This is a genomic window from Mesorhizobium sp. LNJC391B00 (assembly GCF_000502535.1).
Lineage (GTDB): Bacteria > Pseudomonadota > Alphaproteobacteria > Rhizobiales > Rhizobiaceae > Mesorhizobium.
The window spans coordinates 50,836-64,425 of the sequence record NZ_AYWI01000017.1 but is presented as its reverse complement, the minus strand read 5'-3'; the positions used below and the strand labels follow the sequence as shown (position 1 = coordinate 64,425).

Annotated in this window: 13 protein-coding genes; 5 read left to right on the top strand and 8 right to left on the bottom strand. The window is 62.8% G+C overall.

Going from position 1 to position 13,590, the window contains the following annotated elements; genetic code table 11:
- The first annotated feature begins 58 nt into the window (after positions 1 to 58).
- The 5 genes from urtB (at position 59) to X750_RS1000000165190 (ending at position 5,127) form a co-directional block, all read left to right on the top strand.
- Positions 59 to 1,675, top strand: a complete 1,617-nt coding sequence (gene urtB, locus X750_RS137325; RefSeq protein WP_023706181.1) for an urea ABC transporter permease subunit UrtB — start codon at positions 59 to 61, stop codon at positions 1,673 to 1,675.
- Positions 1,672 to 2,904, top strand: coding sequence for an urea ABC transporter permease subunit UrtC (gene urtC / locus X750_RS137330; RefSeq protein WP_023670933.1), 1,233 nt, complete (start codon positions 1,672 to 1,674; stop codon positions 2,902 to 2,904). Before urtB ends, urtC begins: the two co-directional genes overlap by 4 nt.
- Before the next feature lie 4 nt (positions 2,905 to 2,908).
- On the top strand, positions 2,909 to 3,655 hold the full coding sequence (gene urtD, locus X750_RS137335; protein WP_023696501.1) for an urea ABC transporter ATP-binding protein UrtD: 747 nt from the start codon (positions 2,909 to 2,911) through the stop codon (positions 3,653 to 3,655).
- Between the two features lie 69 nt (positions 3,656 to 3,724).
- Positions 3,725 to 4,420, top strand: coding sequence for an urea ABC transporter ATP-binding subunit UrtE (urtE, locus tag X750_RS137340; RefSeq protein WP_023700798.1), 696 nt, complete (start codon positions 3,725 to 3,727; stop codon positions 4,418 to 4,420).
- Between the two features lie 530 nt (positions 4,421 to 4,950).
- On the top strand, positions 4,951 to 5,127 hold the full coding sequence (locus tag X750_RS1000000165190; protein ID WP_023670936.1) for a hypothetical protein: 177 nt from the start codon (positions 4,951 to 4,953) through the stop codon (positions 5,125 to 5,127).
- 92 nt (positions 5,128 to 5,219) lie between these two features.
- Here the strand turns inward: X750_RS1000000165190 and X750_RS137345 are convergent, their stop codons facing one another.
- The 8 genes from X750_RS137345 to X750_RS137380 form a co-directional block, all read right to left on the bottom strand.
- Positions 5,220 to 6,365 carry a GGDEF domain-containing protein gene (locus tag X750_RS137345; RefSeq protein WP_023688638.1) on the bottom strand — a complete coding sequence of 382 codons (1,146 nt, stop codon included), beginning with the start codon at positions 6,363 to 6,365 and terminating at the stop codon, positions 5,220 to 5,222.
- Between the two features lie 292 nt (positions 6,366 to 6,657).
- On the bottom strand, positions 6,658 to 7,461 hold the full coding sequence (locus X750_RS137350) for a DUF72 domain-containing protein (RefSeq protein ID WP_023693383.1): 804 nt from the start codon (positions 7,459 to 7,461) through the stop codon (positions 6,658 to 6,660).
- Between the two features lie 28 nt (positions 7,462 to 7,489).
- Positions 7,490 to 7,954 carry an N-acetyltransferase gene (locus tag X750_RS137355; protein ID WP_023726687.1) on the bottom strand — a complete coding sequence of 155 codons (465 nt, stop codon included), beginning with the start codon at positions 7,952 to 7,954 and terminating at the stop codon, positions 7,490 to 7,492.
- A gap of 34 nt (positions 7,955 to 7,988) precedes the next feature.
- The gene (gene uvrA, locus X750_RS137360) at positions 7,989 to 10,910 is read right to left on the bottom strand and encodes an excinuclease ABC subunit UvrA (protein ID WP_023748739.1); all 2,922 of its coding nucleotides are present in this window, start codon (positions 10,908 to 10,910) and stop codon (positions 7,989 to 7,991) included.
- A 783-nt stretch (positions 10,911 to 11,693) separates the two neighbouring features.
- Positions 11,694 to 11,915 (bottom strand): hypothetical protein, encoded by a 222-nt coding sequence (locus X750_RS137365; RefSeq protein WP_156932470.1) that lies wholly within the window; start codon positions 11,913 to 11,915, stop codon positions 11,694 to 11,696.
- A gap of 146 nt (positions 11,916 to 12,061) precedes the next feature.
- A complete protein-coding gene (locus tag X750_RS137370; RefSeq protein WP_023734315.1) occupies positions 12,062 to 12,670 on the bottom strand; it encodes an ATP-dependent Clp protease proteolytic subunit in 609 nt (202 codons plus the stop codon).
- A 29-nt stretch (positions 12,671 to 12,699) separates the two neighbouring features.
- Positions 12,700 to 13,167 carry an SRPBCC domain-containing protein gene (locus tag X750_RS137375; RefSeq protein WP_023748738.1) on the bottom strand — a complete coding sequence of 156 codons (468 nt, stop codon included), beginning with the start codon at positions 13,165 to 13,167 and terminating at the stop codon, positions 12,700 to 12,702.
- A complete protein-coding gene (locus tag X750_RS137380) occupies positions 13,164 to 13,478 on the bottom strand; it encodes a metalloregulator ArsR/SmtB family transcription factor (protein WP_023670944.1) in 315 nt (104 codons plus the stop codon). Before X750_RS137380 ends, X750_RS137375 begins: the two co-directional genes overlap by 4 nt.
- Positions 13,479 to 13,590: the final 112 nt, after the last annotated feature.

The following is a 13,590-nucleotide window of genomic DNA, read 5'->3' as shown; positions in this document are numbered from 1 at the left end:
TCCGGGCGCTTCAGCCCGCCCGGACGCGGAATTTCCCCACAGAAGAGTATCTGAACGGATGATCCTGTTGCGCACTCTCGGCCTCATGCTGGTGTTCCTGGTGGCAAGCCTATTGCCGTCGAACGCAGCCGAAGCCGATCTGCGCGCCATCGTCGCCAAATTCGCCACGGGCACGGGCTTTGCCGCCACTGAGGCCGTCGTGCGCGAACTTGCCGCCACCGGCGATCCGCTGGTCGAGCGCCCGCTTGCAGCGCTCGCCGAAGGCAATCTCTACATTCGTAAAGCCGATTCAGCCGTCTTCGTCGGCAGTGAGGCCGCCGACAGCGTCACGCTGCTCGACCCGCTGAGCGGCGAGAAAGCCGGCGACGCCGCCAAGGCCGACATCACCAAGATCAAGGTCAACAACACGCTGCGCCGCGTCATCCGCGATGCGCTGGGAACGCTGACGTTGCGCGCGAAAGATCCTTCTGTCCGCATCGCCGCCGCCGACACCATGTTCAAGACCCCCGATGCCGCCAATATCGAGCCGCTCGATGCAGCCATTGCCGCCGAGACCGACGCCAAGGTCAAGGCATTGTTCGAACAGGCGCGCGCGGCATCGGTGCTGGTCTCCGACAAGCCGGAGGCCGACAAGCTTGCCGCCATTGCCCTGATCGGCGCGCGCGGCGACCGCGACGCGGTCTCGCTGCTCACCGCGGTCGAGGCCAATGCGCAAGGCGCGGTCAAGGATGCCGCGACGGCGGCAATCGCCAGCATCAATTCGAGCCTGGCGCTGTGGGATGCCGGCCAGAACATATGGTACGGCATCTCGCTTGGCTCGGTGCTGCTGCTGGCCGCCATCGGCCTCGCCATCACCTTCGGCGTCATGGGCGTCATCAACATGGCGCATGGCGAGATGGTGATGCTCGGCGCCTACACCACCTTCGTCGTCCAGCAGGCGATCCGAACCTCATTCCCCGGCCTGTTCGACTGGTCGCTGGTGATCGCGCTGCCGCTCGCCTTCCTGGTTGCCGCTTCCGTCGGCCTGATCATCGAGCGCGGCGTCATCCGTTTCCTCTACGGCCGGCCGCTGGAAACGCTGCTCGCAACCTGGGGCGTCTCGCTTGTCCTGCAGCAGGCGGTGCGCTCGATCTTCGGACCGACCAACCAGGAGGTCGGCAACCCCTCCTGGATGTCGGGATCGTTCGATGTCGGCCAACTCGCCGTCACCTGGAACCGCCTCTGGATCCTGGTCTTCGCGCTCACCGTCTTCGGCGTGCTGCTCTTTGTTATGAAGCGCACGCCCTGGGGCCTGCAGATGCGCGCCGTCACCGCCAACCGCCGCATGGCCGCCTCGATGGGCATCAGGACGCCTTGGGTCGATGCGCTGACCTTTGCGCTCGGCTCCGGCATTGCCGGCATTGCCGGCGTCGCGCTCAGCCAGATCGACAATGTCTCGCCCAATCTCGGCCGCGGCTACATCATCGACAGCTTCATGGTCGTGGTCTTCGGCGGCGTCGGCAATCTCTGGGGCACGCTGGTCGGCGCCTTCTCGCTCGGCATCGTCAACAAGGTTCTCGAACCCTATGCTGGCGCGGTGCTCGGCAAGATCGTCGTGCTGGTGCTGATCATCCTGTTCATCCAGAAGCGCCCGCGCGGCCTGTTCGCGCTCAAGGGCAGGGCGGTGGAAACATGATCACGGGACGCTTCTTCGCCGCGGGTGCCGACCGTCGCATCGCCATCACTATTTTCATCCTGCTGACGGCCGCCATTATCGTGCCGCTGCTCAACCTCGCAGTGTCGCCGCAAAGCGCGTTCTATATTCCGTCCTACATCGTCGCGTTGACGGGCAAGTACCTCTGCTATGCATTGCTTGCCTTGGCGCTCGATCTCGTCTGGGGCTATTGCGGCATCCTCTCGCTCGGCCATGGCGCCTTCTTCGCCCTCGGCGGCTATGCGATGGGCATGTACCTCATGCGCCAGATCGGCTCGCGCGGCGTTTACGGCAATCCGATCCTGCCCGATTTCATGGTGTTCCTGAACTACAAGGAATTGCCCTGGTTCTGGACCGGTTTCGACCACTTCTGGTTCGCCGCCATCATGGTGCTGGCGGTGCCCGGCCTGCTCGCCTTCGTCTTCGGCTGGTTCGCCTTCCGCAGCCGCGTCACCGGCGTCTATCTCTCCATCATCACCCAGGCGATGACCTACGCGCTGCTGCTCGCCTTCTTCCGCAACGACATGGGTTTCGGCGGCAACAACGGCTTGACCGATTTCAAGGATATTCTGGGCTTCAACGTGCAGGCCGACGCCACCCGCTCGGCCCTGTTTGCCGCCAGCGCCATCATACTCGCGCTCGCCGTCTTCATCACCTGGGCGATCGTCGGCTCCAAATACGGCAAGCTGCTAATGGCGGTGCGCGACGCCGAGAGCCGCACCCGCTTCCTCGGCTGGCGGGCGGAGAACGTGAAGCTGTTTGCCTTCACCGTCTCGGCTGTCATGGCCGGCATCGCCGGCGCGCTCTATGTGCCGCAGGTCGGTATCATCAATCCCGGCGAATTCGAGCCGTCCAATTCCATCGAAGTCGTGATCTGGGCAGCCGTCGGTGGGCGCGGCACCATTGTCGGCCCGATCGTCGGCGCGCTGCTGGTCAATGCCGGCAAATCCTGGTTCACCGGCCTGCTGCCGGAGTTCTGGCTGTTTGCGCTCGGCGGCCTGTTCGTCGCCGTAACCCTGTTCCTGCCCAAGGGCATCGTCGGCATGTGGGATTCCTGGCGCGGTAACGCTCGGGCGATGCGGGCTGCAGCGATTGCAGAGGAAGCGGGCACAGACCCTGATGCCCCGCCGCCATCGAAGATCGTGCGCAGCGCAGCAACAACGCCCGGTGCCTGGTCCGCGTCCGGGCCTGAACCGCAGCCGGCGGAATAGAGCGATGTCGAAGTCCAACACCATCCTCTATCTCGACGGCGTCTCGGTCTCCTTCGACGGTTTCCGCGCCATCAACAATCTGTCGCTGGTGCTCGACAAGGGCGAGATGCGCGCCATCATCGGTCCCAACGGCGCCGGCAAGACGACGATGATGGACATCGTCACCGGCAAGACCCGGCCCGACGAGGGCGAAGTGTTCTTCGACGGCCAGGTCGATCTGACCCGGCACGACGAGGCGGAGATCGCCATGATGGGCATCGGCCGCAAATTCCAGAAGCCGACTGTCTTCGAAAGCCACAGCGTGGAAGACAATCTGATGCTGGCGCTGAAGGGCCCGCGCTCGATCTTTCCGGCGCTGTTCCATCGCCGCTCGGCCGCCGAAGCCAGACAGATCGACGACATCCTCGGCATCATCCGGCTGGGCGACAAGCGCCACGATCTGGCAGCCAATCTCAGCCATGGCCAGAAACAGTGGCTGGAGATCGGCATGCTGCTGGCGCAGGACCCGAAGCTGCTTTTGGTTGACGAGCCGGTCGCAGGGATGACCGATGCCGAGACCGAGGAAACCGCGCGGCTGCTCAAGGACATAGCGCGCGACCATTCGGTCATCGTCGTCGAGCACGACATGCATTTCGTGCGCGAACTCGGCGTCAAGGTCACCTGCCTGCATGAGGGCTCGGTGCTGTCGGAAGGCTCGCTCGATTTCGTCTCGGCCGACGAGCGGGTCGTCGAAGTTTATCTCGGGAGATGAGCATGGTCTGGCGGGTGCAATTCCATCGCTTCGACTTTTCGTTCCTCCGCTTCTGGAGAAGGCGCTGACATGCTCGAAGTTTCCAACGCCACGCTCCATTACGGCGCTGCTCAGGCGTTGCGCGGTGTGTCGCTGACGGCGGGTGCCGGCAAGATCACCTGCGTGCTCGGCCGCAACGGCGTCGGCAAGACCAGTTTGATGAGATCGATCGTCGGCCACCACCGGCTGACGAGCGGAAGCGTTGCCTTCGAGGGGAAGGCGCTCGACCGGAGCGCGGCGTATGATCGCGCCCGGTCGGGCATCGCATTCATACCGCAGGGCAGGGAGATCTTTCCGCTGCTGACGGTGCGCGAAAACCTGGAGTCCGGCTTTGCGCCGTTGAAGCGCGCCGACCGCAACGTGCCGGCGCATGTCTTCGAACTGTTTCCGGTGCTGAAGCAGATGCTGGGGCGGCGCGGCGGCGATCTCTCAGGCGGCCAGCAGCAGCAGCTCGCCATCGGCCGGGCGCTCGTCATGCGGCCGAAACTGCTGGTGCTCGACGAGCCGACCGAAGGCATCCAGCCCTCGATCATCAAGGACATCGGCCGCGCCATCCGCTATTTGCGCGATCAGGCCGGCATTGCGGTGCTTCTGGTCGAGCAATATCTCGATTTCTGCCGCGAGCTCGCCGACGAGGTCAACATCATGGACCGCGGCCAGATCGTCCACACCGGCCCGGCCGAAGATCTCGACCGGGCGGACGTCAGGAAGTTTCTGACGGTTTAACGCAGGTCGACGGCTGCACGGATCGTACACGTCGAAGATTGGCTGAAATGCCCACAATCACTTCGTCATTCTAGGGCGGAGCAAGGAGCGGAGCGACGCGCGCAGACCCTAGAATCCATGCCGCGACATCAGCCAAAGAGTGCCGCGATGCAGAACAAGATCGCTTCTGCGGCACATTGGCCATTCCACATTCTGCACCGTTAATGACGCTTCTTCGTCCCGGCATGGATCCCTGGGTCTTCGCTCCGCTTCGCGTCGCTACGCCCAAGGATGATGAAGTCGCGAAGGTCCGCACCCGTTGCGTCGGACTTTCGTCCGAGGCCGCCACACTCTGGCACGCCGAATACTACATGCTAGTCTTTCCTAGGCCTCGGTGAGTCGGCCGCTTCTGTATCAGTCTGGTTCTGTAGCAGATCGAGGGAATATGCTGGCTCAGCCTGCAAGTTCCACGCAAGCAAGCCACCCTAGCTTCCCTCGCAGTTCTGATTGTCGGTCAATGCGTTCAGATAATCTTGCCAGGAGAATGGGCTATGGAACGGTTCGTCGAGGACCACCAGAAACGACGGCTGACAGAGCGTGTCGACATCATCACCGCCATCAACATTCTGCGCTCGCAAGGCTACCAGCAGGATGAGCTGATCGGCGAAATCACCAAGGTTTTCTACGTCGACCTCGACACTTACAACGAGATCGTCATAGCGGCCTAAAAGCGCGTCGCGCCTGAACGGCCTCATGCGACGCGCTTTGGGGTGTTGTTTTACGTGTGGTGAGGTTCAGGCCGGCTGAATATCAGCCCAGCCTACCCGGCGCGCCGGAAGGCGAGCACACGGTTGCGGCCGCCGCGCTTGGCGCCGTAAAGCGCTTTGTCGGCGGCGCTGAGCACCTTGTCGAATTTGGTGCCGCCCTCGCTGCCGAAGGCGTAGCCGGCGCTGACCGTGCAGGACAGCAGGCGGGTCTCGGTATCGATCCGGCGCATGGCAAAACTGGCCCGGATCCGCTCGGCTATGAATTCCACCTTTTCAGGCAAGGTGCGATCGAGCACCAATGCAAATTCCTCTCCGCCCATGCGCGCGGCGACATCGCCCGGCTGGAGATTGGCGGTCAAATCCTTGGCGAACAGTTTCAGCACCTCGTCGCCGGTGGCATGGCCGAACTCGTCATTTATCGCCTTGAAGCCGTCGAGATCGAACACGATCACGGCGGTGAAGGACCGGACAGGTGTTTTGCCGTGCAGATCGAACAAAGCGCGCCGGTTGAGCAGTCCGGTCAGCGGATCGGTCAGCGCTTCGCGGCGATGATACTGCGCCAGGCGTCCCTGGTTGAGCGCCAGCGAGAGCGCGCCGATGCCGGTCATGCACGCGATGACGACGATGAGGCTGAAATCCTCGGCCCAGTTGCTCGGCGCATGGCCAAGCACCAGCCTGCCATCCCAGACAAGTGCACCGGAGCACAGCACGAAGGAAATTGCGGTGGCTGTGTAGAGCCCGGCAATGCCGAGGATCGGGGCAGGGAATTCGGTGCGGCCCTTCCAGTATTCATAGGCCGTCGCAAACAAAAGCAGCGCGGCGAAGGCATTCTCCAGCATGAAGCCCAGCCCGTCATAGCCAAGCGCCATCGGCGGCAAGGCGACTGCCAGCGAGACGCCGGCGCCGACAGCAATGCGGGGCAGCGGTGACCTCCCTGTCGTGAACTGATGGGCAGCGCCCAGCATGGTCGCGAAGCCGAGCAGCAGGAACGTGAAGCTGGCGAGGCCGAGCAGGCGTCCGGGCGCGTCGATATAGGCCTGGTAGGCGAAGACGTCGGCGACGATCAGAAGCACGCTGACCGCCCAGGTCAGCAGGAATTTTTCCGAGCGCGCGGTAAGCCAAATGCCGAACAGCGTCAGGCCGAGGCAAGCGGCGGAAAACCCGACAGCCAACAGAAGGGAACTGTAGTCGAGCGACATGCCCTCGTCCTTGCGCGCGGCGGCCGGCCTCTAGAAAGGACCCGCACCGGATTTATGCAGGAAGGAGGTATCGATAAGGTTACGATGCGCATAAGCTATCACGCTTCGGTTGATCGTAGCAATTCTGGGTTGAAACCCTTTTCAAGGGAAAGCGCTACCCGGTTTTCCGGGAAAACCGGTCCGCACTTTTCCTGGAATTGCTCCTAATGCATGTCGCCCAGAAGTGTGCCGCGGTTCTGGCACAACGGCGTGCATCAAGACAAAGACTTAAATCGCGACGCGCTTTAACCGATCAGCTCACCCGCTTCATCAGCGCCATGGCGCCGAACGGCGCGCGCACCTTGCCCTCGGTGATGAAGTAGACGAACACATCGCGCGGTTTCACCGGCGCGTCGAAAGTCGGATCGGCGCGCCGCAGATCTGCCGGCTGCTTGCCTTGCGCCCAGGTCTTCACCCGCGCTGCCCATTCGTCCAGGCCATTCGGCGTGTAGCAATCCGGATTGTCGTCGCTGCCGGTCTGCAGCCGCGCATAGATAAAATCGCCGGTGATGTCGGCGATACCAGGATATTTGGCATGGTCGGCATAGACGATCGCCGCCTTGTATTTACGCGCCAGGCCTACAAATTCCGGCACGCTAAAACTGTCGTTGCGCACTTCCAGCGCATGGCGCAGCGCGACGCCATCCTGCTTTTCCGGCAGCAGCTTCAGAAAGGCCTCGAAATCGTCGGCGTCGAACTTTTTCGTCGGCGCGAACTGCCACAGGATCGGGCCCAGCTTGTCGCCCAGCGCGGCAATGCCGGAGCCGAGGAAGCGCGTCATGGACTCGCCGGCTTCGCCAAGCACGCGGCGGTTGGTGACGAAGCGATTGCCCTTCAGCGAATAGACGAAACCGTCCGGCGCCTCTCCCGCCCATTTGACGAAGGTCGGCTCCTTGAAGCTGGAATAGTAGGTGCCGTTGACCTCGATGCTCGGTACCTGGCGGGTGGCGTAACTCAGCTGCTTGGCCTTGGAAAGCTTGTCCGGGTAGAAAGACGTATCCCAGGGTTCGAAAGTCCAGCCGCCCATCCCGGCGCGGATTGTTCCTTGGCTGATCATCGTCTTCCTCCCAGTTCTAAAAATGCGGTCAGGCTATTTTTCCAACCGGTTTGATCATGTCGACCACGGTCCATCCGGGACGGTGGGGATTGGCTCGGCGGCCCGTTTCGTGGAAGCCATAGGCCGTATAGATCTCGATGTTCCGCTCCATGCGCGAATTGGTGTAGAGCCGCACCTCCGGCACACCCCATAGCCGCGCCTGTTCCTGGGCGAAGTCGAGCAGCGCGGTACCGAGTTTCCTCCCCTGAAAAGCGGGGGAGACCGCGACGCTGAAGATCATCGCATGATCGGGGTGGCGCTCAATAACGATCAGCCCGGCGAGCTCAGCGTCGCTCTCCAGCAGCCAGACCTCGCCTCGCTCGATGCGTGGCGCATAGCCCTCGGTGACTGGGATCGGCGGCGCGCCGAACAAGGCGGTGTAATGCCCATAGGCGGCTTCCGTCAGCGAAACGACTCCGTCGAGATCACCTGCAAGCGCCTGTCGGACTGTCATTCAAAGCTCTCCAGGCGCCCGGCCGGTCTGCCAGTCACTCCGCCGCTTCGCGCTTGCCTCCGGGCCGCCGCTCCAAAAGCTCCTTCAGGAAGTGGCCGGTGTAGCTGCGCTTTTCGCGCACGATGGCTTCCGGTGTGCCCTGTGCAACCAGTTCGCCGCCGCCATCGCCGCCTTCGGGGCCGAGGTCGAGCACCCAGTCGGCGGTCTTGATGACTTCGAGATTATGCTCGATGACCACCACCGTGTTGCCCTGGTCGACCAGCTCGTGCAGCACTTCCAGCAACTTGGCGACGTCGTGGAAGTGCAGGCCGGTGGTCGGCTCGTCGAGGATGTAGAGCGTCTTGCCGGTTGCCTTGCGCGACAATTCCTTGGCGAGCTTGATGCGCTGCGCCTCGCCGCCCGACAGCGTCGTCGCCTGCTGGCCGATATGGATGTAGCCGAGGCCGACCTGCTTCAGCGTGTCGAGCTTGTCGCGCACGCCGGGCACGGCGGCAAAGAAATCGACACCTTCCTCGACCGTCATGTCCAGGACGTCCGCGATCGACTTGCCCTTGAACACGACATCCAGCGTCTCGCGGTTGTAGCGCTTGCCATGGCAGACGTCGCAGGTGACGTAGACGTCGGGCAAGAAGTGCATCTCGATCTTGATGACGCCGTCGCCCTGGCAGGCTTCGCAGCGGCCGCCCTTGACGTTGAAGGAGAAGCGCCCCGGCTGGTAGCCGCGGGCCTTGGCTTCGGGCAGACCGGCGAACCAGTCGCGGATCGGTGTGAAGGCGCCGGTGTAGGTGGCCGGGTTCGAACGCGGTGTGCGGCCGATCGGCGACTGGTCGATGTCGATGACCTTGTCGAGGAATTCGAGGCCCTCGATGCGGTCGTGATCGGCCGGATGCTCGCGCGAGCCCATGATGCGGCGCGACGCCGCCTTGAACAGCGTCTCGATCAGGAAGGTCGATTTGCCGCCGCCAGACACGCCGGTGACGGCGGTAAAAGTGCCGAGCGGGATTTCGGCAGTGACGTTCTTGAGATTGTTGCCGCGCGCGCCGACGATCTTCAGCCGGCGGTTTTTCTTGGCCTCGCGCCTGACACCGGGCGTGGCGACTTCGAGCGCGCCCGACAGATATTTACCGGTGATCGAGTTGGGATTGGCCATCACCTGCTGCGGCGTGCCCTGGGCGATGATCTCGCCGCCATGAATGCCGGCGGCCGGACCCATGTCGACGACATAATCGGCATGCAGGATGGCGTCCTCGTCATGCTCGACGACGATCACCGTGTTGCCGATGTCGCGCAGATGCTTGAGCGTGTCGAGCAGGCGGGCATTGTCGCGCTGGTGCAGGCCGATCGACGGCTCGTCCAGCACATAGAGCACGCCGGTGAGGCCGGAGCCGATCTGCGACGCCAGCCTTATGCGCTGGCTCTCGCCGCCCGACAGCGTGCCGGAATTGCGCGACAGCGTCAGATAGTCGAGGCCGACATCGTTGAGGAAGCGCAGGCGGTCACGGATTTCCTTGAGAACGCGCACCGCGATCTCGTTCTGCTGGTCGTTGAGATGTGGCGGCAGTTCGGTGAACCACTGGTCGGCCTTGCGGATCGACAGCTCTGTGACTTGGCCGATATGCTTGCCGGCGATCTTCACCGCCAGCGCTTCCGGCTTCAGCCGGTATCCCTTGCAGACCGGGCAGGGCGTCGCCGACATGAAGCGCTCGATCTCCTCGCGCATCCAGGCGGATTCGGTTTCCTTCCACCGCCGTTCGAGATTGGGAATGACGCCCTCGAACGTCTTGGTGGTCTTGTAGGAGCGCAGGCCGTCATCATATTGGAAGGTGACCTCGCGCTCGCCGGTGCCACGCAGGACGGCATCCTTAGCCTCTTCGGTCAGGTCTTTGAACTTGTCGCCGAGCTTGAAGCCGTATGCCTTGCCCAGCGCTTCCAGCGTCTGCGCATAATAGGGCGAGGTCGATTTCGCCCACGGGCTGACGGCGCCGTCGCGCAGCGAGACGTTTTCGTCCGGCACGATCAGGCTGGCGTCGATGGCGCGCTGATTGCCGAGGCCGTCGCAGGTCGGGCAGGCGCCGAACGGGTTGTTGAACGAGAACAGCCTGGGCTCGATCTCCGGAATGGTGAAGCCGGAAACCGGGCAGGCGAATTTTTCCGAGAACAGGATGCGCTCATGCGTCTCGTTCTTCGATTTGTTGACCGAGTCCTCGCCGGTCTGGCTGGCGTCGAGCGGCCGGTCGGCGAACTCGGCCACCGCCAGCCCTTCGGCGAGCTTCAGCGCCGTTTCGATGGAATCGGCAAGCCGTGTTGCCAGGTCGCCGCGCACGACGATGCGGTCGACGACGACGTCGATGTCGTGCTTGTACTTCTTGTCCAACGCCGGCACATCGGCGATCTCATAGAAGACGCCGTCGACCTTGACGCGCTGAAAGCCCTTCTTCTGCAGCTCCAGCAGTTCCTTGCGATATTCGCCCTTGCGGCCGCGCACGATCGGCGCCAGCAGGAAAAGGCGCGTGCCTTCCTCGACCGCCAGCACCCGGTCGACCATCTGTGAAACCGTCTGGCTCTCGATCGGCAGGCCGGTCGCCGGCGAATAGGGGATGCCGACGCGCGCGAACAGCAAGCGCATGTAGTCGTAGATCTCGGTGACGGTGCCGACCGTCGAACGCGGGTTCTTCGACGTGGTCTTCTGCTCGATCGAGATGGCCGGCGACAGGCCGTCGATCTGGTCGACATCCGGCTTCTGCATCATTTCGAGGAACTGGCGCGCATAAGCCGACAGGCTCTCGACGTAACGGCGCTGGCCCTCGGCATAGATGGTGTCGAAAGCAAGCGACGATTTGCCGGAGCCCGACAGGCCGGTCATGACGATCAGGCTGTCACGCGGCAGGTCGAGATCGACATTCTTTAGGTTGTGTTCGCGTGCCCCGCGAATGGAAAGGTATTTATGGTCGGCCATCGCCGGTCGCCGCCTCAGGTCTGGTGTCAGTGGGATCGGCGGGTTTTCCCGGCCATTCCCTATGTAGGTATTTTTGCCGCCACGTCGAGAGACGCCACACTTCTCGACCAAAGCCGTTTAACCGTCTTTCGCGCGAACGGGCAAGCGGAAAGAACAAAGACCGAACACGCTCCTGACAAAGCTGTGCAGAAACTGACAAGGGTGTTTCAGAAACTGACCCTAACGTAAGCTCCCGACGATCACATTTTCCGTAACCGGCTATTCAAGGTTGACGCCGTCGAATCAGGGGCGCACTCTGCCGGAGTCAACGGAGCCGGCCGTCTTTGATGGCCTCGCCGCCCATAGCGGCCTGCGAGACGCCGCAGGTTTTTGCGATTTGTGCTTCGGATTGACACCTGTCGCAACGGACATAGGAGCGGAGCATGACGCCACCGGATAGTCCCTTGAGGCTCCACCTGCTAGTGGAGCCGCGGCGGGCATAAGTGCCAGGTAGTTTCGAGGCATTGAAGTGTATGTGTCCAAATGGACGCATCGCGACAATCCAACAAACCACCCGACAAACCGTGACCTGCCGAATCCCACAAAAATCAGAGACGGCTAGTCGGATCGTCGGCTGAACGCCGCGAAGCATCCGAAATCAAAGTCGGTATAACACTACCGGCAGTTTGGATTTGGAATCCAAAAAAAGCCCCGACCGTTAGCGGAAGCAACGGCGGGGCTGTTCTTTTGCGAGGAAGTCGTCGGCGCAGGCTTTCTCTCCCGTATAGTAGCTGGGAGAAGGGGCTACCGGCGCGGCGGCTTGATCCCACCCGTGCCGACATCGACAGTGATGCTGCCGGAAATCCTGACATCGGTGCCGCCGATCTTGAACGTGCCGTTCTCGCCGGCAGACAGCGCGTCGTCCGGCTCCGGCTGCGGCGCGGGCTTGGCGATGCGGTAGTCGCCGGTCACGCCGGGCAGGGCGCCTTTCCGCGACGTGCTGGTGCTGCCCCCGGCAAAGGCCATGCTCGATGTCGCCGCCGTGATGGCAATGGCTATGGTCAGTCTGTTCAGGTGGTAGCGCATGGCAAGACTATAGTGCCGCGCTCAAGGCGAGGCCAGACCAGCGGCGTTGAAATTGAGGGAACACCGGCCTGCATTCAATCCGCCGATCAGGCCGCCGCCTTTTTGCGGGTGTCGAACACATGGTCGACGAGGCCCCACTCCTTGGCCTCCTTGGCGGTCATGAAGAAATCGCGGTCGAGCGTGCGTTCGACCTCTTCATAGGTGCGGCCGCAATGCTGCGCATACAGTTCCGTCATGTGCCGTTTGGTGCGCAAAATGCCTTCGGCATGGCGCTGGATGTCGGAGGCCTGGCCCTGGAAGCCGCCCAGAGGCTGGTGCAGCACGATGCTGGCGTTGGGGAGCGCGATGCGCCGGCCCGGCGTTCCCGCCATTAGCAGGAACGAGGCCATCGAGGCGGCAAAGCCCATGCACACCGTCGATACCGGGCAACTGACAAATTGCATCGTGTCGTAGATGGCGAAGCCGCTGGTCACCACGCCGCCCGGCGAGTTGATGTAAAGCGAGATCTCCTTGTCGGGGTTTTCGGATTCCAGTGACAGGAGCTGGGCGCAGACCAGCGCCGACATGCCGTCATTGATCTCGCCATTGACGAAGATGATGCGCTCGCGCAGCAGCCGCGAGAAAATGTCGAAGGCGCGTTCGCCGCGGCTCGATTGCTCGATCACCATCGGCACCAGATTGGCAAAGCCGCTCATCTCATTGTCTCCGTTTTGATTTTTCCGGTTCAGGCAGCGCGCAGCAACAGGCGTGGCGCGTTGGCGGCGACAGGCGGTTTGGGCTTGTATGCGCGCAGCCAGAGCCGGCAGCCGGCGCCGGCCATCGCGACCGCAGGCGTCAGGACAAACGCGTCATGGACGATGCGCAGATGCGTGCCGCCGGAAACGGTGCGGGCGAGTGTGAAGGTGACGATGCTCTCCAACTCCTCGCGGTCGGCGTCGCCGGAACGCTCGCGCCAGGAATAGCGCAGCAGGCGCCCCGGTTCGGCATCGAGCACTTCGCACTCGATCGGCTTCTCAGGCCCGGCAAAGGCAAAGCGGCTGCCGGTTTCCGGATTGATGTCGTTCGGCATCATCCATTCCGCCAAGAGGTCCGGCACGGTCAGTGCCCGCCACACTTTTTCCGGTGCGTCCGGCAGATCGCATTCGAAGGCGAGGGCATCTTTGGCGGTCTGCGTCTGCTTTTCGTCGGTCATTGGTCCATGTCCTTCAAAACGGCCTTCAGTCTTTCGATGCGCTCCGGCCAGAATGCGCGGTAGCGTTCGATCCAGCCGAGCAGCGGCTCGAGCCCTTGCGGATCGGCGCGATAGTAGGCGTTGCGGCCGGCGCGTCTTTCGCTGACCAGGCCTGCGCCGCGCAGCACGGCAAGGTGCTGCGACACCGCCGGCTGCGACACGCTCATGCCAGTGCGCAACTCCGACACGCTCATCTCGCCGGAAGTCAGCCGCTCGTAGACGGCGCGTCGCGTCGGGTCGGCCAGGGCGCGAAAAATCTCTGCTTCGATCATGGCAAAAGCATAAGTCGATACTTATCGATTTGGCAAGGGGTGTTTTGAATGCCCCGTATTGATTGGATCCTGCCGGGCCTCTAATCCATGGGCAACAAGATGGGCCGATCAT